The organism is Chondromyces crocatus, assembly GCF_001189295.1.
GTDB lineage: Bacteria > Myxococcota_A > Polyangia > Polyangiales > Polyangiaceae > Chondromyces > Chondromyces crocatus.
The window spans coordinates 3,887,178-3,909,392 of sequence record NZ_CP012159.1 but is presented as its reverse complement, the minus strand read 5'-3'; the positions used below and the strand labels follow the sequence as shown (position 1 = coordinate 3,909,392).

The window sequence follows — 22,215 nt, the reverse complement described above, 5'->3', positions numbered from 1 at the left end:
CGGGCGGCAGCGCGGGGATGGGCTGCCGCGCGGGCTCACGGGTGGTCTGACGTCGGGCGGCGACGGGATGATGTCGCTCGGCGACGGGTGAGGCCCAGGCCGAGCAGGGCGAGGAGGGTCAGGGGGGCCGATGGGGCGACAGGGACGGCATCACCCGCGGTCCGGCAGCCACACCCGGACGCATCGGTCGGAGATGCGGCGTCGGGGGAAGGGGGCGGCGGCTCGGGCTGCGGAGCCGGCGTCCGCTGGACACACTCGCCAGCGACGCAGAGGCCACCTGCGCAGGCGGTGAAGTCGGGCTTGGGGACCTGGGCTTCGCAGAGGCGGGTGACGGGGTTGCACCAGCCAGCTTCCATGCAGGGGGTCGCGGTGCAGAGCACCTCCGGCATCTCGAAGTTGCAGGGGCTGCCCAGCCACATGGCCCTCACCCGTTCCATGTCGACGTAGCCCGTTTCATCTTCGAAGCGGTCACGGACGGTGACGAGCATCGTGCGGCCGCCACCTGCACTGGCGAGCGCCGGCTCACGCGGGGTGGCCGGGGCCGCATCCGTGCTCGGGTGAGGTGAAAGCGGGCTGCTTTCCAGCGAGAGCCGCCTGCCATCCTTGCCTATCCACGCGCCGTGAATCAGCTCGCCGTCTCCCGAACCGTCGCTCCAGGTCACGAGGTAGCTGTTGCCATCAAAAACCGCGCGGGGCCGAAAGGCGCGCGGTCCCTCACTGATGACGAACGGTGTCTCGAGCCTGTCCCCCACGGAGCTGAAACGAGTTGCCTTGAGCGAATGCAGAAGCGAGCCGCTGGGATCTGCCTGGTTCCAGACGAGAAGAGAGGAGCCTTCGCCGTCGGAGGCCAGAGCGAACGCCGATCCCTCGTCCGACGGTATGGTCTCCAAGAGCTCGAAGGGTTCTCCGAGGGTGGTCAACTGCGCCCCTCCGGTCGTCAGCCGCTGCCCGTAGAGAAATGTCCGGCCGCCCCGTCGTGCTTCCCAGACGACGACGAAGTCTCTTCCATTGTAGATCGCGAGGGGAGCAGTCTCCATCGGCACAGCGTCCTCGCCGGTCGTCGGTTCGAGGGAGACCTGCACACTGGGGATCGTCGCAGGGTTTTCGTCGAAACCGAGTCGTGCAGCCTTGCATCGCCGCGTGGCCTCGCCGTTCACCTGCTCGACCCAGGCGACGAGATAATACCGCTCGCTCGCGGTGAGCGCGGGCCCCTGAAAGACTCTCTGGGTGCTGGGCTGGATGATGGTGACGGGTTCAGGTTCTCGGGAGCCATTGAGAAGGCTCGCCAGCACGCCGACCTCGTCCTGCCATCGATTGTCGCGGGTCCCGGTCCAGGCGACCGCAAAGCGGTGCGAGGTTCCAAGCGCTGGGGCCGCCGCCACGGCGAGCTTGGCGTACACGAAGGAGGCGCCGAAGAGGTTCACCGGCCCCACCCCGAACTCGAGAGGATCCCCGCTCGTCCCGTCGAGGAGCGCGCCAACGACTTCGCCGCTGCCGCCTGTCATCTGCCCGGGTTCGTGCCACACGGAGAAACACGCACCAGCCCGATCACATGCGACGGATGGCGCGCGCTGAAGCGCAGGTCGCTCCGGGACCTGCCGCGGGAGACCATCGACGCTTGCACGATCGCGCGTGAGAGGAACCGTGAAGAGCTGCCCCATGTCCCCCCATTCGCCAGAAACGTAGCCAAGCAGGCAACGAGGACCCTGCACGGAGCAGGCAAGACCGGACGCGAAGGACTCGTTGTGGACGTTCAGGACAGGGATCTGGACATCGGTGACGATCGGCGGCTCGCTCGACGATGCCGTGTTCACGGTGGTCGAGAAAACGCTCGGGAGCGCGCCGATCATGCCGTGCCAGGCGAGCAGGTGATGGTGTGCTTCGCTTCGCGCCAGCGCAGAGCCGAAGACATACCCCGTCATCTGGAGGGGTACAGGCTGGATGGCCAGGGGTGCGCCGCCACTGTCGAGACGGATCACGCCGAGCATGGGAGCCGTCGTCCCGATGGCGAGGAGATAGTCGTCACCATCCGCGGAGAGTTCGAGCGTGCTCGGAGAAGCAGGCTGCGGGTTCCAGGCTTCGACCACCGGTCCGAGCGCATCCGGCGCATCCTGGACGGCGATCGTCCGCGCGAGGACGCGCGTGTGGCTCTCGTCGGTCTCTTTCCACACGACGAGACAACCTGCGGCCCCGCAAGCGAGGGCGAGCTGGTCACCGAAACCCGAGGAGAGGAAAGGAGCGCCGCGAAGGACAGTCGTCTGACCTGCGCTCCGGGTGACCGGGTCAATCCACTGAGCGACGAGCCCCTCGTGAGCACGATGGACGACCAGGTATCGATTCGACGTCGAGCGGTTCACTCTGTCGTCGAATGCGACAGCGAGTGAGCCGTTGTCCCAGCTACCGTTGTGGACCGGGAACCGCGCGATCACCGGATTTCTGGTGGCATCGCCCGGGCTGGGAGAAGGTCGGACGAGGGCGGCGCGGAGCAACGAGTTCTGAGCCGCGACCCCGAGGAAGTTGGGTTCATGCCAGAGGGCCAGGTACTCATCGTGGCCAGCGGCGAGGGCAGGCGCCCCAGCCTGATAACCGGACCTCGCACTGAGGGTGAACTCGTGGGCGTCGACGGGCTGCCCACTGGAGTCGAGGCGAATGGCGCGGGCCACCGAGGCGCTGACGTCGGGGAGGCCAGCCCGCCAGCCAACGAGGAAGCCTTCCGAGCCGGAGGTGACCGTGACGAACCGTCGCGCCGACACCTCGTCTCTCCAGCTTTCTTCGCTGACGGTGCGCTCCGGTCCGAACTCGGGCAAGCCACCTGCGCCCAGCGACGCAAGCCCGAGCAACGCCACGACCGCAAGCCGCCCTCTTTTGCTGACCATCCCCTGACCCGGGTCGACCATGTCTCTTCCTCGTCCAGCGTGCCCGCTAGGGCGTGCGGTCTCGTGAGACCCGTCGGACAGCGCCGTCCGCAAAGCCGGCCCGAGACGTGCCCGCGCTGAGCCAGTACACGTGCGAAGGATCCACCGCGAGTGCCGTCGGGTGAGGTTCCCCTCTCACCAGCGTCTGTATCTCGCTGCCATCCAGGGCCGCACGTCGGAGCGCTCCATCGCCCCAGGTCGTCCAGTACACGTCGGCGCCATCCACGGCGATGGCGTACGGATAATCCTGCCCCTCGGCGATCACCTCGGGCATGGGGATCAAGGGTTCGCCCTGCCAGCGCACTCTCATCACCTTGCCGTTGGCCTGGCCCGGCACGCCGCCAACGGTCCAGTAGGCATGCGTGGCGTCGACCGCCAGACGGTTCGGGACACCTTCCACGTCGACGACGTGAAATGTCCCTCCGTTCATGAACCCGCGGATCGCCTGCTCACCGCGCGCGAGCCAGAGGACGCCATCGTCGACTGCGGAGATGGAACTCGGATCCTGCTCGCCCGAGGCGAGCACCTCGACCTGTCCACCTTTTGCGGGAACCGTCATGACGAAGCCGAGCGAGGTGGTCCAGTAAAGCCTGTCGACCGTCGACGTGTCGGTCTTCGTGAGGAGGAAGAGATCGCCACGCGTCCCCTCGCGCCCCGCAAGGCGGGTCGGTGACCCACCGCCGAGCACGGGTTTGCTGAGGATTGCGTCGTTCGCTTCGTTCAGCCAGGCGACACGCGTCGCCTCACCCCCGCCGGGCTCGAAGACCGCGACCCCCGACGGCTGCGCCTGCGTCGAGGCCAGGCGCTCGGCCCTCCCGCCGGCGCGTGGAACACGCTTCACCTCGCCATTCGAAGCGCGCCCGCCTTTGTTCGTCCAGTAGACGTGCTCTTCGTGGAGGAACAGAGACTGGGGCTGCTGCTGACCGCCGGCCAGTGTGACCGGCGTCGTCGGCGAGAAGCTCTCACTCGCGGCGGAGGCCCAGGGACCGCAGACTGGCTGCGTCTCGGACCACGACGCGCAGGTGTGGGAGATGGCGACGCCTACCACGCGCCTGGCCGTGAGGCGCGCGCACAGGGTTGCCGGGAGCGCGAGCGCCGTGCCCCCCGCGACGGGAACGACCTGAGACGCGCGCAGCGGAACGAAGCAGCCCTGCTGGTTGCATGCCCCGTCTCCTTCGGTCTGCACTGCGACCGCGACGCCAGCGGAAGCGTCGACGGTACAGGTGTCGGGATCGAGGTCCCGGAATACCGGGGACGCGAAGCAGCGTGCCACGTCGAAGCAGGTGCCGTCCTCCGTCCCCGTCCCTCCGCCGAACACATCTGCCGGATCGTAAGCAGGAAGGTTCGCCACCTCGACGCTCGCCGGCACGCACTGACCGACGTCGCAGGTCTGCACGTTCTGCGAGTCGGCCGGTCCGCCCGCCGCTTCGCAGCTCACGCCGTCGCACAGCCAGGAGAGCGGCAGCCGGAGGAGCCCCACGCCGTCGTCAGGTGCGCGGGTCACGCTCTGCCGGGTGATGCGCCGGGTGCCTCTGGCGAACGCCGTCGCTCGGACCGTGAGGCGGTCTGAGGGGTCATCGACGACGACGCCCAGGGTGCCCGGAAGCCGCAGTTCATCGCCCGAGGAAGGAAAGCTCGCCGCGAACCGCACCTGGCCACCCGCGAGGACTTCCAGGGAGACCTCGTCGATGTCCTTGGGAATGATGAGATCGGTCTCCAGGGCGACCATGAGCTCGCCCTGCTCGACACCACAGCCGGAGACGCCTGGTGCGAAGAGTACGGAGAGCGCGAGGGGCCACGCGTGACCCAGGAGCCATCGCCTGGAGATCACCATTTCTTGAGGGGTGCCTTGTTGTAGAGGAACGGCGTGGAGGCCGAGGGCGAAGGGGGTGAGTTGGGCTCCGAGGCCCTGGCGGCGGAGGGGGCGACGGTGGAAGGAACCACCGGCGCTGCGGGTCTGCCGATGGCGGCAGGCAAGCCAGCGCCGAGCGTGGGCGCTGGCGCTGGCCCACTGGTCGCCGCGGATCTCGCCTCGGGGGACTTCGTCGCCGGCGAGATGTCCGCCGCCTTCGCAGGGAGGGCAAGCGCCGAAGGCTGAGCGCTCGGTTCGAGTGGAGAGGGAGGCGCTGGCACCTCTCCGACCTCTACGCGGTCGGCGCTGTCGGCATGGTCGGCGCTTTCGAGCGCTGGAGCAGGAGCCTCCGACGGCTTCGTGGTGAGGCCGCTCCATGCGAACGCCGCGATGATGCCCGCCACCAGCGAGCCCGCCGCGACGGCCACGAAAATGCCCCTCCGCCGGCCGACGGGCGCGATCCCGAGATCGGCCTCCGACATGCCGGCGTTCCGGTAGATGGCATGCACGCGATCGATCGACGGACGTGCTCGGGGCGGCGCCAGCGCCCGGAGGTCGCGGGTGAGTGCAGCGACGTCCGCGTAGCGATTCGCCGGGTCCTTCTCCATGCAGCGATGGATGATCTTCTCCAGCCGTCGAGGGGCGTCGGGGCGCTGCAAGCGCAGCGACGGCGCAGGTTCGAACAGGATCTGCTGCCGCAGCTCGGACATGGTAGGTGCAGCAAAGGGGGGCGCGCCGGTCACCAGTTCGAAGAGGATTGCGCCGAGCGACCAGATGTCCGCCGTCGGGCCGACGCTCCGCGCCGAGGTGAGCTGCTCGGGGGACATGTAAAGCGGTGACCCCAGCACCTGCCGGGTGCGGGTCATGTGCAGGCTCACCGGAGCCTCCTCGCCGTCTCGGCGGATCGTCTTCGAGATGCCGAAGTCGAGAACCTTGACCATGGCCGACCCGTCGGGGCGGCGGGTGAGGAAGAGGTTCGACGGCTTGAGATCCCGGTGAACGACGCCGACGGTGTGCGCCTCGGCGATCGCCTCGCAGACCTGGAGCACCAGCTCGACGGCGTCGCGCACGGGCATCTTCCCCTCGCTGACGAGCACGGCGGCGAGGTCCTGCCCGTCGAGGTACTCCATGACGATGTAAGGGACGCCCGTGTCGAGCTTGCCGGCGTCGAGGACCCGGGCCACGTGCTCGCCCTTGATCTTCGCGGCGGCGCGGGCCTCGTGCAGGAACCTGGCGAGCGCCTGACCGCTCTCGAGACACTCGGGGAGGAGCAGCTTCAACGCCACCCGCTCGCGCAGCTCCAGGTGCTCCGCGGCGACGACCTGGCCCATGCCGCCCTTGCCGAGCAGCCGCTCGACCCGGTACTTCCCAGCGATCACCGTGCCCGGCGTGACGTCGATGGCGTGCTCGGCGGTGAGTCCCGAAACGAGGGGCCCCGACGGCGGGACGATCGCGGTCTCCGCTTGGGGGCTGGCGCATCCGCCCGGGTGAACAGGGGAAGCGCTGTCCTCCAGCGTGTCGTGCTCGGGGACGACGGGCTCGGGCTCCATGCGCTCACTCTTTTCTACAGCGGATGCGTCGAGAAGGGGCGTCGAAAGGGGCCTGCGTGCCGCGCTCGACGCGACACACCGACGGGCCGGACGGCGAGCCTCACGGCAGGAGGTCCAGGTCCCCCGGCGCTAGCCCGACGAGGCGCTCGAGGCGGCTTCCTTCAGCAAGGTCCAGCAGCGATGGACGTGCTCCATGGTCTGCCTCGGGTTCCCCAGGGTGACGCGGATCGTGTACCGGCCGCGCAGGCGGGTATGCGACAGAAAGATCTGCCCGCTCCGGTTCACTCGCTCCAGGATGGCCTCGTTCAGGGCGTCGATTTTTTGCTGCGCGTCGGCATCCTCTTCCCGTCCTGCCAGCTCGGCCGGGACATGGCGCAAGCAGACGGTCGAGAACGGCGTCGGCGCGACCCGCTCGAAGCCGGGCTCGGCGTCCACCCACCCCGACAGCTCCTGCGCCATCCGACAGTGCTCGCGCACACGCGCGGCGAGGCCGTCGGCGCCGAAGTAGCGGATCAGCATCCACAGCTTCAGCGCGCGGAACCGCCGACCGAGCTGGATGCCGTACTCGTGGTAGTCGTGCGCCTCCCCCTCCCGCTTCACCCGGAGGTACTCGGGGACGAGGCTGAAGGCGTCGCGAAACACCTCTGGCGAGCGGAACAGGAGCAAGGAGGCGTCGAACGGTGTGAACAACCACTTGTGTGGGTTCACCACGATCGAGTCGGCGAGCTCCCAGCCCTCGAACAGCGGCCGCATCTCGGGGACCACCGCCGCAGCGCCACCGTAGGCCGCGTCGACGTGGAGCCAGAGGCGCTCTTCCCGGCAGATGGCGGCGATCGCGGGGACCGGGTCGATGCTCGTGGAGGAGGTGGTCCCGATGGTGGCGACGACACAGAACGGGAGCCACCCCGCAGCGCGGTCTTCGCGGATCGCCTCCGCGAGAAGCTCGGGACGCATGCGGAAATCGTCGTCGACCGGGACGCGGCGCACGCCAGCGCGGCCGACACCGGCGACGATGGCGGCCTTCTCGACGGAGGAGTGGGTCTCCGTGGAGCAGTAGATCCGCAAGCGGCCCAGCTCGGGCCGGCCCGCGAGCCCCTCGTCGCGCGCGTCGAGGCCCGGGACCGCGTGCCGTGCGGCGACGACCGCGAGCAAGGACGAGACCGAGGCGGTGTCCGTGAACATCCCGTCGAAGACCGCAGGCAAGCCGAAGAGCTGCCGGAGCCAGTCGACGGTCACCTCCTCCACCTCGGTCGATGCAGGCGCGTTGCGCCAGAACATCACGTTGGAGTTCAGCCCTGCAGCGAGCCACTCTCCGAGGATGCCCGGGCCGGATGCCACCGAGGCGAAGTAGGCCATGAAACCCGGGTGCTGCCAGTGGGTGATGTTCGGCTCGATGAGCCGGGAATAATCGTCGAGGATCTGCTCGATGGGCTCGGGCGCGAGAGGGGGACCCGAGGGAAACTGTCGCCGGATGTCTCCGGGCTGGATGGGCGGCAGGATCGGCAAGGTCTCGAGGCGCGCGAGGTAGCTGGCGACCTGATCGACCACGCGCGCGCCAGCGTCACGGAAGTCGGCGGGGCTCATGTCACCGAGCCCGCGTTGGGCCTCGTGCAGCCGGGAGGCGTCGGTCATCGATGCTCTGATAGGATGCCAGGGTCCAGGGACCAAGACGAAAGGGATGGCATGCGGATCCATGGCGTGGGTGGCTTCGTCCTCTATGCGAACGACCCCGAAGTTCTGAGCGGGTGGTACGGGCGGTTGCTCGGTGTGAGCTTCACGCGAACGAGCGCCCAGCGGTTCGAAGGCCGCATCGGGAAGGAGGACGGACCACGGCTGATCCTGGAAGGAACCCCAGATGTCCTGAGACAGGGGTCACGGGATGCAGCAGTGATGTTGCTCGTGGACGATCTCGCCGCGCTGGCTCGCCGGCTCGAACATCGCGGCATCGATCTGGAGCGGGACGAGGAGATCGACGGCGAGCGGTGTCTCTGGATCCGAGATCCGGAGGGACGCTTCATCACGCTCGAACAGGCCCCCGTCCCACGCGAGCAGACCGCGGTGACCGAGACGGCATCACCCGCCTCCTCCGAGGCAGCAGCGCCCACGGAGTCCTCCGAGGCAGCAGCGCCCACGGAGACGAAGAGCGGTACGCCAGAGAACACGGACGAGGCTCCCAGCGACGCCGTCGACGTCGATGACGCACCCGCAGCGCCCGCGCCCGCCGCCGAGGAGGCCGCGCGCTCACCGGAGGGCGACGCGAGCCTGGCCGAGGACGGCGGCGAGGACGACGAGCGCGAAGCACCGGGAAGCGGGGCGGATCCCGCGGCAGAAGCCCAGAGCAACGAGGAGGCGGCTGACGCCGAGGCTCCCCGAAGCGAGGTGCCACCGCCTCCGGAGCATGTCGGAACGCCCGCACCGCTCATCATGTCGGTGCGACCGAACAAGCTCTCTTCGCAGAACGGAGGCACGGTGAGGATCCTCGGCGCGAATTTCGCCGAGGGGGTGGCGGTTCGTTTCGGTGGGACCGCGTGCGAGGTGAGGTGGCTCGACTCGGGCTTGCTCGAGGTCGATGGCCCTGCGAGGGCACAAGGCCCCTGCGCGATCGAGGTCGAGAACCCCGATGGACAGGTCGTGGCGGGCGCGGTGCTGTACGAGCAGGGGCCGACGATCGCACGGCTCCTCCCTGTAGAGGGACCACCGCGGGGCGGCACCGAGGTGCTCGTCGAGGGCACCGGTTTCGAGCCGGGGTGCGTGATCTCCTTCCACGGGACGCGATCCCCGGCGGTCCGGTACGAGAGTGCGACGCGCGTCTGGTTCGTCACGCCGGCCCACGACGAGGGCTCGATGCGGGGCGAGGTGCGCCTCACCAACCCCGACGGGCTCTCGTCCGACGCGCCCGAGGGGTTCGGCTACCGGCTCGGAAACCCGCGCATCCTCGGCGTTTCGCCGGATCGCGGGTATCTCGGCGGCAGCAAGCGCATCACCATCACCGGGGAAGACCTGGAGTCGGGGTGCGTGGGCCGGATTGGCGGTCAGGTCGCGACGCTCACCTGGCGCGGCTCGCACACGGTGGATCTCATCGTGCCGCCGGCCGCGCAGCCCGGACCGGTGGACGTGGAGATCGAGAACCTCGACGGCCAGATCGCTCGGGCGCAAGGCGCCTTCACCTACGAGCTCCCCCCTGCCCCACCGAAGCTGATCGAGGTGCGCCCGGACCGGGGCTACCTGGCAGGTGGTCAAGAGATCCATCTGCTCGGAGACAATTTCGACGAGGCGACGGTGGTCCGCATCGGAGAGATCCGGGTCGCGCCGCGGCTGCTGAGCCGGAACGAGCTGGTCATCGAGACGCCAGCGCGCACCGCCCCCGGCGTGGTCGCCATCGAACTCGTCGATGGCAACGGCGTCTCCGTGCGGCGGGAAGATGGCTTCGTCTACGTCGAGAGGCCGGCGCCCCGCATCACGGGGGTCACGCCGCGCACGGGCTCGCTGGTGGGGGGCACGCGGGTGGTGGTCGAGGGAGAGCACTTCGCGCCTGGCGCGACGGTGCGGATCGGCGCAGGTGTGCCGAGCCGGATCGTCGTGCGGTCGGGTACGCAGATCGAGATCCTCACGCCGGCGTCGCGAGAAGCAGGCTTCGTGGACGTCGAGATCTCCTTGCCCGAGGCGGGCGTCGCCGTGGCGAAGAGCGCGTTCCGCTACGAGGCGGCTCCCCCTCCCGTCATCGAGTCGGTCGCACCGAACCGGGGCAGCGTGAGCGGGGGCACGGAGCTGAGCATCAGCGGCAAGGGCTTCATCGCAGGAACCCAGGTGCTGATCGGCGGCAAACCTGCCGGACGCACCAAGCTGGTGAACGCGACGACGATCGACGCCACCACACCTCCTGGCACCGACGGGCAGATGGTGGACGTGGTGGTACGAAACCCAGACGGAAAGGAAGCCGCTTCGAAGCGCGCCTTCCAGTATGACGCGCGGTATCGAGGATAGGGGCTGCCTATGAGTGAACAACGGGACGAAGTCATCCGGCGCCTGGAAGAAGAGCTCGCTCACGCGCGGCGCAAGCTCGCGCTGCTCTATCATCACGCCCCGGTCGGGGTCATCGAGTGGGACGGCAACTTCCGCGTCACCGAGTGGAACGCCACGACGGAAGAGATCTTCGGCTACTCCCGCAGCGAGGCGCTCGGAAAGTTCGGCCCCGAGCTCATCGTCGGTGATGACCTGAAGCCCCACATCCAGGCCTACTGGGAGAGCATCCTCGACCAGCGGATGACGGCGCGCACGGTGAACGAGAACGTGCGGAAGGACGGCCGGATCATCGTCTGCGAGTGGCACAACGCGGTCCTCGCCGACACGGACGGCGAGGTCGTCGGGGTCACCTCGCTGATCTTCGACATCACGGAGCGCCACAAGGCCGAGCAAGACCTGCGGCAGCGTGAGCGCGAGCAAGCGGCGACCATCGACCAGCTCTCGACGCCGGTGCTCGATCTCTGGGACGGCGTGCTCGTCGTCCCCATCCTCGGCGCCGTCGACGAGGGGCGCGCGGGGCGGATGACCGAAGCGCTGCTCCAGGCCATCGTGGATCGAAGCGCCGGCTACACCATCCTCGACCTCACCGGCGCCGACGCCGTCGACTCCTCCATCGCCAACCACCTCGGGCGGCTGGTGCGTGCGGCGAGGCTCCTCGGGGCCACCTGCCTGATCTCCGGTCTCGGCCCCGGGGTGGCGCGCATGCTCACCGAGCATGGCGTCGAGCTGGACGCGCAGAGCTTCGGCTCCCTGCGCGCCGCGCTCGCCTATGCGCTCATGGCCACCGGATCCAGAACACCGCAAAGGCGCCGCGGGTGATCTCGCGCTCGCGCCCGCGCCCGGGCGTGTCATCCCCGCTCGCGGTGGCCGCCCTCCTCTTCGGATCGGGCGCCGCCGCCCTCGTCTACCAGATCGCCTGGCAGCGCGAATTTCGCCTGATCTTCGGCTCGTCCACGGCTGCCTCGGCCGCCGTGCTCGCCATCTTCATCGGCGGCACGGGCGCGGGCAGCTTGCTGCTCGGCCGCCGCGCCGACGCCCACCCGCGTCCGCTGCGGCTCTACGCCGTGCTCGAGCTGGCCATCGCCGCCTTCGCCGCGCTCTCGCCGCCCCTCTTCGACCTCGCGCGCGCCGCCTACCGTGGCGTCGGGGGCACGTTCCACCTCGGGATGGGCGTCGGCACCCTGCTCCGCCTGGTGCTCGCAGCGCTCGTGCTCGGCGCTCCGACGGTGCTCATGGGCGGCACCCTGCCCGCCGCAGCCCGCAGCGTCGCGTCACCGCACGACCCCCAGCGCCGCGTCGTCGGGGTGCTCTACGCAGCGAACACCCTGGGCGCCGTGCTCGGTTGTGTCGGCGCCACCTTCGGCTTGCTCGAGCAGCTCGGCACGCGCCACACCCTCTGGGCGGCCTGCGTGGCCAACGTCGTGGTCGCCTTGCTCGGCTGGCTCCTCTCGAGCGCACGCCAGCCGACCCCCTCCTCGACCGACACGCACGCGCTCGAAGCCGCCCCCGCCCTCGCCCAGGAGCCCTCTCACGACGCCCTGCCTGAAGCGTCTCCCGAGCTTCCCCTCCCGCCCCGCTTCGTCCTCGCGTTCGCCGCCATCTCCGGCTTCGTCTTCTTCTGGATGGAGCTGGTCTGGTACCGCATGCTCGGACCGCTCCTCGGCGGCTCCGTCTACACCTTCGGCCTCATCCTCGCCGTCGCGCTGCTCGGCATCGGCCTGGGTGGCCTGCTCTACGGCGCCGCCCCGCGCCGCAGACCTCGCCCCTCACGCCGCCCCGACGCCCTCCCCACCGCCGCAGCCACTCGCCGCGGACCGACCGCGGAAGGCCTCGCCCTCACCTGCGCCCTCGAAGCCCTCTGCCTGGCCATCCCCTTCGCGCTCGGCGATCGCCTCGCGCTCCTCGCCCTCGCCCTCCGCCCCGACGCCGGCGCGCCGCTCCTCCAGTTCCTCCCCGGCTGGTTCGCCCTCACCGCGATCGTCGTCCTGCCCGCGGCCCTCGTCGCCGGCGTGCAGTACCCCCTCCTCATCGCGCTGCTGGGCGCAGGCCGCGAACACGTCGGACGGCACGTCGGCGCGGCCGCCGCGTGCAACACCCTCGGCGCCATGGCGGGCTCGCTGCTCGGCGGCTTCATCCTGCTGCCTGGCCTGACGGCCATCGGCTCGTGGCGCGCCGTGGTGGTCACCCTGATCCTCATGGGCCTCGCGGCCTGGCTCCTCCCCTTGCGCGCCCCCCAGCGTGCCGCCGCGCCAGCGTCTCCCCTCACGGAAGAGCGCCCCCTCCGCAGGCTCCGCATCACCGCCCCGGCGGCCATGGTCCTCGCGCTCCTCTGCCTGGCGGCGACCGGCCCCACGGCGGCCTTCCGACACAGCCCGATCGGCGCAGGCCGCGTGGACAGGATGTACCTCGACGCCCCGGCGCTCGCGCGCTCCTTCCTTCAGAACGCGCGTCAGGTCATCGTCTGGGAGACCGAGGGCCGCGAGAGCAGCGTCGCCCTCGACGCCACCGACGGCCTGGCCATGGTCGTGAACGGCAAGGTCGACGGCAACGCCCGCGGCGACGCCTCCACCCAGATCATGGGTGGCCTCATCGGCGCAGCGCTCCACCCCGACCCGCAGAGCGCCATGGTGATCGGCTTCGGCACCGGCAGCTCCGCCGGGTGGCTCGCCGCCGTCCCGTCCATCGCCCGCGTCGACGTCGCCGAACTCGAGCCGGCCATGCGGGAGATTGGCGAGCGCTGCGCCCTCGTGAACCACGACGCGCTCGAGAACCCGCGCCTCCGCCTGCTCGTCGGAGACGCCCGCGAGATCCTGCTCACCGTCCCTGCCAGCTACGACGTCATCTTCTCCGAACCCTCGAACCCCTACCGCGCAGGCATCGCCAGCCTGTTCACCCGCGAGTACTACGAGGCCGCTCGCGGCCGCATGAACGCCGGCGGCCTGTTCCTCCAGTGGGTCCAGGCGTACGAGATCGACGTCGACACCCTCCGCACCCTCTACGCGACCCTGGGCTCGGTCTTCCCTTACGTGGAGACCTGGTACATCGGCTGGCACGACCTCCTCCTCGTGGGCTCCATGGAGCAACCCATCCACGACGTGACGGCACTGCGCGCACGGCTCGCAGCGCCCCCCTACCGGGACGCGCTCACCCGCGTGTGGCGCACCGAAGGTCTCGAAGGGTTCCTCGCCCACCACCTCGCCTCTCCTGCCTTCGCCTCCACGTTTGGCGCCGAACTCACCCACCCCCTGAACACCGACGACCACAACCGCGTCGAGTTCGGCTTCGCCCGGCACGTCGGCAGCTCCAGCACCGTGGAAGACGCCTTCCTCCCGCTGCGAAAGGACGAGACCCGCCGCCCTGCGCTCCAGAACGGCGTCGTGGACTGGGACCTGGTCGACGAGGATCGCCTCTTCCAGATCGCTGGCGACGGCTCCGAATTCACCATCCCCGAGGACCTGGCGCTCGACCGGGAGATCCGTGCCCAGGCTGCCCTCAACTGGGTGACGGGCAACATCGACGGCGCGCTCGCGAAGTGGCGCTTCCAGGAGCGACCTCCCCGCGGCATCAACGAGCTGGCCCTGGTCGCCGAAGGCATGGCCAACGCCGGAGACGACAGCGCCCTCTCCATCATCACCGCGCTCGAACGCACCCACCCCCTGGAGGCCGAGGCCCACCGCGCGCGCCTCCAGTTCCGCAAAGGCGCGCGCGCACAGGCCGCGACGAGCCTCGCGCGCGTCTTCACGGAGATGCGCCGAGACCCCTGGTCATCCCCTCAGGTCATCGGCCGCTCGCTGGAGCTGGCCCGCGAGATGGCCACCGCGGCCCCACCCGGCCGGACCGACGGCCCCCCCGATCCGGTGGCGAAGCTGCTCTTCGACGCCCTCGAAGAGCCCTTCGCGGTGCACATCCTCGACCAGGCCCGCAGGACCACCCGCATCGCCATTGCCGGCACCCAGCGCGAGCACGACCTCTGCGTGCGCGCCCTCGCCGACGTCGAGCCGCACCCCCCCTGGGACCGAGATCAGCTCGCTGCCCGCCTCACCTGCTACACCCGCTGGAACCACCCGCTCGCCCGTCGAGCAGCCCGCGACCGCGATCGGTTCGACGCCTGCCAGGGCCTCCGCGGCTGGCTGCTCTGCCTCTGAGCGCGCTCAGCGGCGCGACGAGGCGGGCGCCGTCATGCCACCACCGCGCCGTGACTGACGTTGCCTGCGCGCGATGGCCAGCGCCGAGGCGAGCGTGCTGCACGGCGTGAGACCGGCGAAGTCGAGTCCCTCCGCGACGGCTTCCCGCGCGCTCTCTGGCGACAGACCGCACACGATCGTCTGCGCCCCGATCAACCGCACCGCCTGCGCCGCCTGCGCCAGCAGCGTCGCCACGTGCCCCACGAGCCGCGCCACCCCGGTCACGTCCAGGATCACCGTGTCCGCGCCCGTCGCCGACGCGCGGCTCAGCAGCGCCGTGGTCACCAGCTCCGCGCGGGCGGCATCCACCTCGCCGACGAGCGGCACCAGCAGCATCCCCTCCTCCACGTCCAGCACCGGACACGAGAGCTGACGGATGAGCGCGATCAGCTCCTCCTGCTGCGCCCTCGCGTCCTCCAGCTCCCGCACCTTCTCTTCGAGGGCGCTGCGGTGAGAGATCTCTTTCTCACGCGCCACCTGCAGCGAGGTCGCCACCCGGCCCACCATGTTCGCCAGGATGCCCAGCTCGTCACGCTTGGGGGAAACGACGGGCACCTCGTCGTAGCGCCCCTGGAGCAACCGGAGCATCCACGCGCCGATGCTGCGGACGAGCTTCAGCTCCTCGGCGGACAGCCGGCTCGTCAGTGGTCCTTCGACCTCGCCGTCTTTCACTAGCTCCTCCTCCCCGTCCCGCGGCCGCGTCACCCCGACCAGCGCACGTCGAGCACGCAGCACGCGGCGCCATCGCGCATGCAGGGGTTGTGGACGATCGCCACGTCACGCGCGTCCCAGGACTCGAGCAGCCCGTGCAGCGCCCCTTCCTCGAAGCGGCAGTTGAACGGCTGCTCCATCTCCACACGAGCCCAGCCAGGGCCCAGCAGCTCGGTGCGGAACTCCCCCCGATCGCCCCGGAGCACCATGCGCCAGATCATGGGGAGTTGCTCGAGGAGCGACACGCACCCGGTGACGGTGCCGCCCTTCTCCATCTCGGGCCGGAGCATGAAGTAGATGCTGTAGCCGATGCTCCTCGGCAGCTCTGGATCCCGATCCTCCAGCTCGCTCAGGATCGTCTCCATGTGCTGCCCGTCGTACCAGGATTCCGGATCCACCTCGCGGAGCGCCGCCAGCGTCTCCTCGCTGAGCTCCGGGGCCGCGACGGTGCTCATCAGGGTGAACAGGAACCCCTGGTTGAGCACCATCCCTTCCGACGACTCGGGAGGTGGCGGCGCGTACGAGGTGAACACGAGGGGTGCGCGGCGCTGGAACCGGACCATGGGGTCATCTTCCGCGCACCCACGCGCAAGTCAAGCGCAGCCAGGGAACCTGGCGATACGGATCACTCGATGTTCGCTGCGCATGCGAAGAGCACGTCGATCTTCGCGGCCGCATCGGCCTGAACGACTGCGCAAGCATCCGGGCAGAGCCGGATCGTGTCCGCCTCGATGTAGAACGCACCGGCGGTGCATGCCGATGCGCCATCGACCTGGTCGTAGATCTGCGGATCACCCGCGCTCGGGGTGTACTGCACCTGAACGGACTTCAGATCGATCGTCTCGCCCTGCGGTGCGTCAGGCACGGGGAACTCGCACGCCAGCGTCGCCCCGGCGATGACGCCCTCTGCGATCGCCTGGAAGACCGCGTTGTACGATCCGACCTGGCACAGCGGGAACCTGAGCCCACCCGTCGTCCGGCTCAGCGCCTGATAGCCCGTCCCCGGAGCCACCGCCGTGTTGCAGCGCGTCGTCACCATCGGGTCGGCGGCGACGTACGGCGCCGTGGGGGGGTTGTTGTCCGACACACCCACGATGCTGTAGAACACGTAGTTTCGATTGTCCGCGGTTCCGAAGTGCTCCGGCGAGAGCGCCAGCAACGCGGCATCGAACTGCGCCGCTGCGGTGATGCCACCCGCCTCGTTGTCGCCGTCGTTGAGGGTCACGTTGGGCGAGAGCCTCGTCGTCGAGCAGGTCACGCCGTCGTCGGTCAGCTCCACGAAGACCTTCAACGAGTCGGGGCGCAGCCACTCGGACCAGCCGCCGGGCGCGAACCCGAACTGATCGGCGACGCCGCCCGCAAAGCTGTCGAGGGCCCGGCAGAGCGAGTTGTGGCTGCCGATGGCGAGGCTGTAATGGTAGAAAATGGGCGGGTTGTTCACCGGCTGGTTCGGGATCGGGCTGCAGCTCGTCCCGCTGAGCGGCATCGACACGCAGATCGACTGGTTGGACGCCGCGTTGCCGTGCCGGGCGACCATGATCACCCGGAAGTCGACGCCTTCCGTCTGGAGGATCCCGGCGAAGTTGTCGTTGATGTTGTTCTGAACCGACACGATCTCCTGCGTCATGCTGCCGGAGTTGTCGATCATGAAGATCACGTCCACCGGCCGCTTCTGCAGCGTCGCTTCGGCCGACTGAGCCGCGCACGCTTCATCGGGATTGAAGCCGCTGCCCGAGGAGTTCGTGCCGATCCCCAGATCCCCACCCTGGCCGGAGCCACCTTCCCCCGAACCTGCCCCCGTGCCCCCCGAGGGCTGGCCCGTGCTCCCCTGATCCGAGCCAGAGCAACCAGGCGCCGCGACGCTCCCCAGACCGAGCATGCCGACCAGGGATCCCCAGAGAAGCCAAGACCTTCGCTTCACCACACACCTCCCAAGGCCCGCGCGACTGCAGCGCGGCCAGGGGAGGTTACCATGATGAATCCCGCGCAGGTCTCTTCAGAGGTGCGTCATGTGGGCCAGAAATCGACCTCGCCTTCCCGTGACACGGCAAGTGTCCTCGGAGGCCTCACCAGCGGGTCGCGCCGGGTCGCACGACGGCGGAGATCACTCGATGACGCCGCACGCGATCCGCGCCCCGGCATTGCCCGAGGGCTGACTCGCCAGGTCGTCGGGATCCGCATGCAGGATCACGGCGTGTCCCACCACGTCGGTGGGCGCCCCATCGCCCACGCTCCACCGCGTCGTGGTCAGCGTCAGGCTCCCGCGCCCGGCGGCGTCGAGGGTGATGTTGCCGATGTCGCCGAGGTGGAACTCGCCCTCGTTCCAGTGCCCATGCATGTGCCCCTCGGGGTTCCAGTGATCTCCCGCCGAGGTCCCATCGCCCTCGCACACGCCGTTCTGGTGGATGTGCAGCCCATGCTCTCCGGGTCCCCCGCCCTCGATGGTGATCGAGAGCGTGACCTCCTCGCCCGCGACCGAGAACTCCGCCGTACCCTGCACCCCGCTGTCTTCGAGCGGAGCGATCTCGGCGGTGGCGGCTCGGGCCGGCGTTCCCCCGGTCGCTCCCGCGCCACCGCTGCCCCCGTCCTCGTCACCGCAGGCCGGAGCCACCGCGACCAGCAGCACCGCCGAGAGCCCGAGACCCACGCGCGTCGTCCGCGCCGTCAAGGAACGAACCATGCTTTTCCCCCTTCGTTTGTAGGAACGAGGGAACCATAGTTCTCAGCTCCTCCACCGCAATCGACCCCCGGTCCTCCTCCGCGCTTCCAGGCTCACTGAATCTCGCTCGGATCCATGGGCGGCTTGCGCGGCCTCGTGGACGAGACGGGCTTGGGCGCAAGGCCTCTTGGCGCCGCCGGTGTCGCCGAGGACGCGAGCGCTGGCGAGGAGAGCTGCGCTGACGAGGCCGAGACGGCGACCACACCTCCAGCCGCCGAGGCCTGCTGCGGCAGCGCGACAGGGGGCGAGCCTTCCACCTCGGGTGGTGCGGCCGACGCGTCGCCCCCCGGACCTCGCTCGTCGTCCGACGACGTCATCACCGCCGACGCCACCGCGAGCACGGTGAAGGGGACCTGCATGTCTGCCGGCGTCGACGAGGACGACGCGCTCTCGCGCTCTCCTTGCCAGAGCACCGTCAGGATCACGCCCGCCGTGAGCAGAGCCAGCCCGCCGCTCATCAACATCGCCGCGACGCGCTTGCTTCGCTTGACGGGGACCTCCTCACGGTCCCCGGACCCGAGATTCCCCAGGGTCGTCGTCGCGCCGACCGGGACCATGCTGTGCCCGTACGAGTCCCCGGCGCCGAGCTGACTGGGCACCCCGGCGATGCGCTGCAGCTCCTCGATCATCTCCCGGACCGACTGGAACCGCACGAGCCGATCGCGCGCGAGCGCCCGCTGGAAGAACTCATCGATCTGCGGCGGCAGCTCCGGGACGAGCTGCGTCGCCCGGGTGAAGGGATCGATCAGGATCTTCGCCATCACCGCCCCGAGCTGATCACCACCGAAGGGCAGCACGCCGGTCAACGCCCGGTAGAGGATGACGCCGAGCGACCAGAGATCGCTCCGGTGATCCACATTTCGCTCCCCCCGGATCTGCTCGGGGCTCATGAAGTGCGGCGATCCCAGCACCTCTCCCGTGCGCGTCACCTCGCCGAGGATCTGTCCCCGGGTCTCCTTCACGATCCCGAAGTCGAGCACCTTGACGATCTCGCCCTCGTCGACCTGCGCGAGGAACAGGTTCCCCGGCTTGAGATCGCGGTGCACCAGCCCCGCGGCGTGGGCCCGTCGGACGGCCTTCCCGGCCTGCGCGACGATCTCCGTCGCCTCGATCAACGACAGCCGCCCCACGCGCTTGAGCCGCGCGCTCAAGTCTTCCCCTTCGAGCAGCTCCATCACGAGGTACGGCGTGCCGTCCTCCACGCCGTAGTCCGCGACGCGCACCACGTGGGGGCTCTCGAGCTGCGCCGCCGTCCGCGCCTCGCGCTCGAACCGCGCGACGAACGCCGGAGACGACGCGAACGACTGATCCATCAGCTTGAGCGCGACCGGAGAGCCCAGGAGAACGTGCCGCGCCGCCCAGACCGCTCCCATCCCACCGCGCGAGAGAGGCCGCTCGATGCGGTACTTCCCTCCCACGATGGAACCCGGCGTCACAACCATCTCCGGCGCCTCCCTGAGCCCGCTCCCCGCTCGCTCCTCGGGAGCACCATACAAGAGCGAGCGCGGCGAGCAAGGCGCACGACCCACCGTGGCACCACCGAACCGGCCTCATCGCTGCACTTTTGCCGCCGCAGCGCGCACGCCCATCAAGCGTCGAGCTTGACCCCTGGCAACCGCGTGAACTTCAGCGGCCCCTCGTTCGACACCAGCGGCGAGAGCTCCCGGTCGACCAGCACCTCCTTGAGATCCCGCTCCTCCCCGTCCACCAGACAGCACTGCTGCACCAGCCGCACCACCTGCGAGTAATCCACGTGATCCAGGTTGTGCGCCAGCCCGAGCGGCTGCCACACGCGGTGCTTGCCCGAGAGGTACGGCGCCCGGTGGTCGTACCAGCCGTAGTTCGCCGACGCATCGCGCTTGCTCGCCAGCCGGTTCGTGAGCACCCAGTGCTTGCCCACGTTCTCGATCAGCCCAGGGCGCCCCGCGCGCGCCTTCTCCACGCGGTCGTGGTGCTGGATCATCCGCGACGTGTAGCCCATCGCCTTGTCGGGCGACTGGATGCAGGGCGCGAGCTTCACCGCTGCCTGCTCCCAGATGAGGTCACAGATCTTCGTCGTCGGCAGCACGCAGCCCAGCGCATCGGCGATCCGCTGCGTCGTCCTCGCGCTCACCGTGACCCGCACCGACGCGTGCTCGTCGCCCAGCCGCAGCGCATCGGCGCTCACGAACAGCACCACCGTGCGGTTGTTCTTCTTGCTCGTCACCTCCATCCAGGTGATGGGCGCCAGGCGATTGTCGCGGGCTGCCCGAAGAATGGCGTCCTCGCGGTGCGCGCTCGGCTTCTCCGGCAGCTCCCGCATGAAATCCGCGCTCCATCCGCCGATCGTCTGTTCCTGCACAAAGGCCTCCCTCTCTCGACCTTGCAGGATACAGCGACGAACAGCCACGCGCTGCCGTTCGCGCACGACGACGACACCGTCACCCGACCGATGGTCCCCGACCGATGGTCCCCGACCGATGAGCGCCGCACCGTCGCTCGCTTGCCCGTGATCGCCGCGTCCTCCGCGTCCTCCGCGTCCTCCGCGATCTCCACCCCCTCCCGACCGCCGCGACCCCCGCGAGCCCCGCCAGCCTGTAGGCCTTCCTCGGCCAGAGTGCGACAGACCCGACCCCGCCACCGGACCGACGCCCCCTCCGACCGACGCGCCATCCGACCGTCGAAACGGCCGCGGGGCTCGACCAGTAAAGGCCGAACCCCGCGCCGCGACGTCGATGAGAAGGCGAGCTACTCGTTCGCCTTCTGGCGCGCCTCGCCCTTCAGCTCACGCGCGCGCCCCTCCGCCTGCATCTGCTCGTTGTCGATCAGGTGCCCCACGCGGTTCTTGATCGCCCCCGTGGCCTCCTCGATGGCCCCCTTGACGCGCTCGGCCGCCTTGGCTGCCTCCTGCTTGGCCTCGCCCTTCAGCTCCTTGGCGGCGCCTTCGGCTTCCATCTGCTCGTTGCCGATGAGCTGACCGATCCCCTTCTTGATCTTGCCCCCGAGTTCCTCCGCTGCTCCCTCGGCGCGCTTGCTTTCGTTGCTCATGACAGTCTCCTCTTCGTGAATTGACAGGGATTTACCGGGCGCTCGGCCCGGTTGGCTCCGCCTCTCTCGTGGAGCCCCCTCACGTGGAGCAAGCCATATGCCGGGGTCTGTCTGGCTGTGCCGGGGACACCTCGTCGCCCCGTCTGTCCCCTTCGGAGCCAGACCTGCCTGCAACGCACCACGCCGCTGTGCCGCTTCTGCCCGCCACGAAGGCATGTGACGACGATGCCGTCAGGCGCCCCCGCAGCTCCTCCTGCACTCACCCGCCCGCCGCGGGCAGCGTCAAGCGCCCGTACGCCTTCAACGTCTTCAGACGCTCCACCGTCTGGATCGGCATCCACTCCAGCCCTGCCGCCGCCGTCCATGCCGGCCAGCTCACCGACCACCCGCCCTCTTTCCCTTGCTCGGCCAGCAGCGCGTCGAGGTGCTGCTCCACCTGCGCATCGGAGAACCACGCGCGCGCTGGAGAGCCCGGGCGCGACACGACATCGAGCAACGACATCTCCCCCGCCGTCCCCTCGCCGGCCGCGATGAACCCTCCCCGACCCAGCAGCAGCTCGCCCAGCGCCCGCGCCGTCTGCGCCGCCCGCGCTCGCTCTGGCGCGTGCTCCAGAAACACCAGCGCGGCCCGCGTCTCGTACGCGATCTGGAGCCGAGGGATGCGCCCCTCCGCCACCGCCACACGCGCCGGCAGCCCCTCGATGGCCTCCCAGCAGAACGACGTCGCCCGCTCGAGCCACGGGTGCGCCACCCGGTGCTTGTGGAGCAGCCCCGCGATCGACGCCGTCGGGAGCAACGATCCCACGAGCGGCCCAGGCGCCGGCGCCCACCAGAAGGCGTGCGGGTAGCGCGGCACGTCCGGAAGCACATTGGGCACCCCGCCGTCCTCGCAGGTGATGGAGGCCAGGTAGCCGAGCGCCGCGCCGACCATCGGATCCTCGAACCCGCCCACCTCGTCGACGATGTGCAGCGCGAAGTCCACGGAGAGAGGCTGGCTCACCGGCCCCCGGAAGTCGGGCTCGATCGCCTCACCGAAACCCCCGTCCGGGTTCTGGTACGGCCGCAGCGCGGAGAGCACGCGCGCCGCGTCGCCATGACGGAACAGGTGAGCGAAGCGCAACCGCTCCAGCACACGACCGGAGAGCCAGACGAACCGCTCGGCCGCCTCGAGGGCCGAAAGATCGAGGTGTCGCATGCCCCCAGCGTGCCGCCCTCCCTCGCCCCTCGCTTGTAA

The 22,215-nt window shown here is 69.7% G+C and carries 15 protein-coding genes; 3 read left to right on the top strand and 12 right to left on the bottom strand.

What is annotated here, in order from left to right:
• Positions 1-35: 35 nt before the first annotated feature.
• The 4 genes from CMC5_RS14615 to CMC5_RS14600 all read right to left on the bottom strand — a co-directional run bounded on the left by CMC5_RS14615 (position 36) and on the right by CMC5_RS14600 (position 7,949).
• Entirely contained in the window at positions 36-2,897 is a 2,862-nt protein-coding gene (locus CMC5_RS14615) for an MYXO-CTERM sorting domain-containing protein (protein ID WP_050431002.1), read from the bottom strand.
• Positions 2,898-2,922: 25 nt separating this feature from the next.
• Positions 2,923-4,749 (bottom strand): SMP-30/gluconolactonase/LRE family protein, encoded by a 1,827-nt coding sequence (locus CMC5_RS14610; RefSeq protein WP_050431001.1) that lies wholly within the window; start codon positions 4,747-4,749, stop codon positions 2,923-2,925.
• Positions 4,743-6,317 (bottom strand): serine/threonine-protein kinase, encoded by a 1,575-nt coding sequence (locus CMC5_RS14605; protein ID WP_050430999.1) that lies wholly within the window; start codon positions 6,315-6,317, stop codon positions 4,743-4,745. Before CMC5_RS14605 ends, CMC5_RS14610 begins: the two co-directional genes overlap by 7 nt.
• A 129-nt stretch (positions 6,318-6,446) precedes the next feature.
• Complete coding sequence (locus CMC5_RS14600) at positions 6,447-7,949, bottom strand: pyridoxal phosphate-dependent decarboxylase family protein (RefSeq protein ID WP_050435899.1); 1,503 nt, start codon at positions 7,947-7,949, stop codon at positions 6,447-6,449.
• Positions 7,950-8,000: 51 nt separating this feature from the next.
• Here CMC5_RS14600 and CMC5_RS14595 point away from each other — a divergent pair, with 51 nt between their 5' ends.
• The 3 genes from CMC5_RS14595 to CMC5_RS14585 are packed head-to-tail and all read left to right on the top strand — an operon-like array spanning position 8,001 to position 14,485.
• Complete coding sequence (locus CMC5_RS14595; protein WP_050430998.1) at positions 8,001-10,301, top strand: IPT/TIG domain-containing protein; 2,301 nt, start codon at positions 8,001-8,003, stop codon at positions 10,299-10,301.
• A gap of 9 nt (positions 10,302-10,310) precedes the next feature.
• On the top strand, positions 10,311-11,159 hold the full coding sequence (locus CMC5_RS14590) for a PAS domain S-box protein (RefSeq protein WP_050430997.1): 849 nt from the start codon (positions 10,311-10,313) through the stop codon (positions 11,157-11,159).
• Positions 11,156-14,485, top strand: a complete 3,330-nt coding sequence (locus CMC5_RS14585) for a fused MFS/spermidine synthase (RefSeq protein ID WP_050430996.1) — start codon at positions 11,156-11,158, stop codon at positions 14,483-14,485. The genes CMC5_RS14590 and CMC5_RS14585 overlap by 4 nt, the downstream gene beginning before the upstream one ends.
• A gap of 6 nt (positions 14,486-14,491) precedes the next feature.
• Here CMC5_RS14585 and CMC5_RS14580 read toward each other — a convergent pair whose 3' ends face one another.
• From CMC5_RS14580 to CMC5_RS14545, 8 genes are all read right to left on the bottom strand, one after another.
• On the bottom strand, positions 14,492-15,196 hold the full coding sequence (locus tag CMC5_RS14580; RefSeq protein ID WP_050430995.1) for an STAS domain-containing protein: 705 nt from the start codon (positions 15,194-15,196) through the stop codon (positions 14,492-14,494).
• A 29-nt stretch (positions 15,197-15,225) separates the two neighbouring features.
• Positions 15,226-15,798, bottom strand: a complete 573-nt coding sequence (locus CMC5_RS14575; RefSeq protein WP_050430994.1) for a hypothetical protein — start codon at positions 15,796-15,798, stop codon at positions 15,226-15,228.
• A 62-nt stretch (positions 15,799-15,860) separates the two neighbouring features.
• Positions 15,861-17,156, bottom strand: coding sequence for a hypothetical protein (locus CMC5_RS14570; RefSeq protein WP_156338595.1), 1,296 nt, complete (start codon positions 17,154-17,156; stop codon positions 15,861-15,863).
• A gap of 183 nt (positions 17,157-17,339) precedes the next feature.
• Positions 17,340-17,915, bottom strand: coding sequence for a superoxide dismutase family protein (locus CMC5_RS14565; protein ID WP_050430992.1), 576 nt, complete (start codon positions 17,913-17,915; stop codon positions 17,340-17,342).
• 92 nt (positions 17,916-18,007) lie between these two features.
• Positions 18,008-19,396 (bottom strand): serine/threonine-protein kinase, encoded by a 1,389-nt coding sequence (locus CMC5_RS14560; protein ID WP_050430991.1) that lies wholly within the window; start codon positions 19,394-19,396, stop codon positions 18,008-18,010.
• A gap of 146 nt (positions 19,397-19,542) precedes the next feature.
• Positions 19,543-20,295 carry a hypothetical protein gene (locus tag CMC5_RS14555; protein ID WP_245678440.1) on the bottom strand — a complete coding sequence of 251 codons (753 nt, stop codon included), beginning with the start codon at positions 20,293-20,295 and terminating at the stop codon, positions 19,543-19,545.
• 386 nt (positions 20,296-20,681) lie between these two features.
• Positions 20,682-20,981 carry a CsbD family protein gene (locus CMC5_RS14550; protein WP_050430990.1) on the bottom strand — a complete coding sequence of 100 codons (300 nt, stop codon included), beginning with the start codon at positions 20,979-20,981 and terminating at the stop codon, positions 20,682-20,684.
• 259 nt (positions 20,982-21,240) lie between these two features.
• The gene (locus CMC5_RS14545; protein WP_050430989.1) at positions 21,241-22,176 is read right to left on the bottom strand and encodes a hypothetical protein; all 936 of its coding nucleotides are present in this window, start codon (positions 22,174-22,176) and stop codon (positions 21,241-21,243) included.
• Between the last annotated feature and the right edge of the window lie 39 nt (positions 22,177-22,215).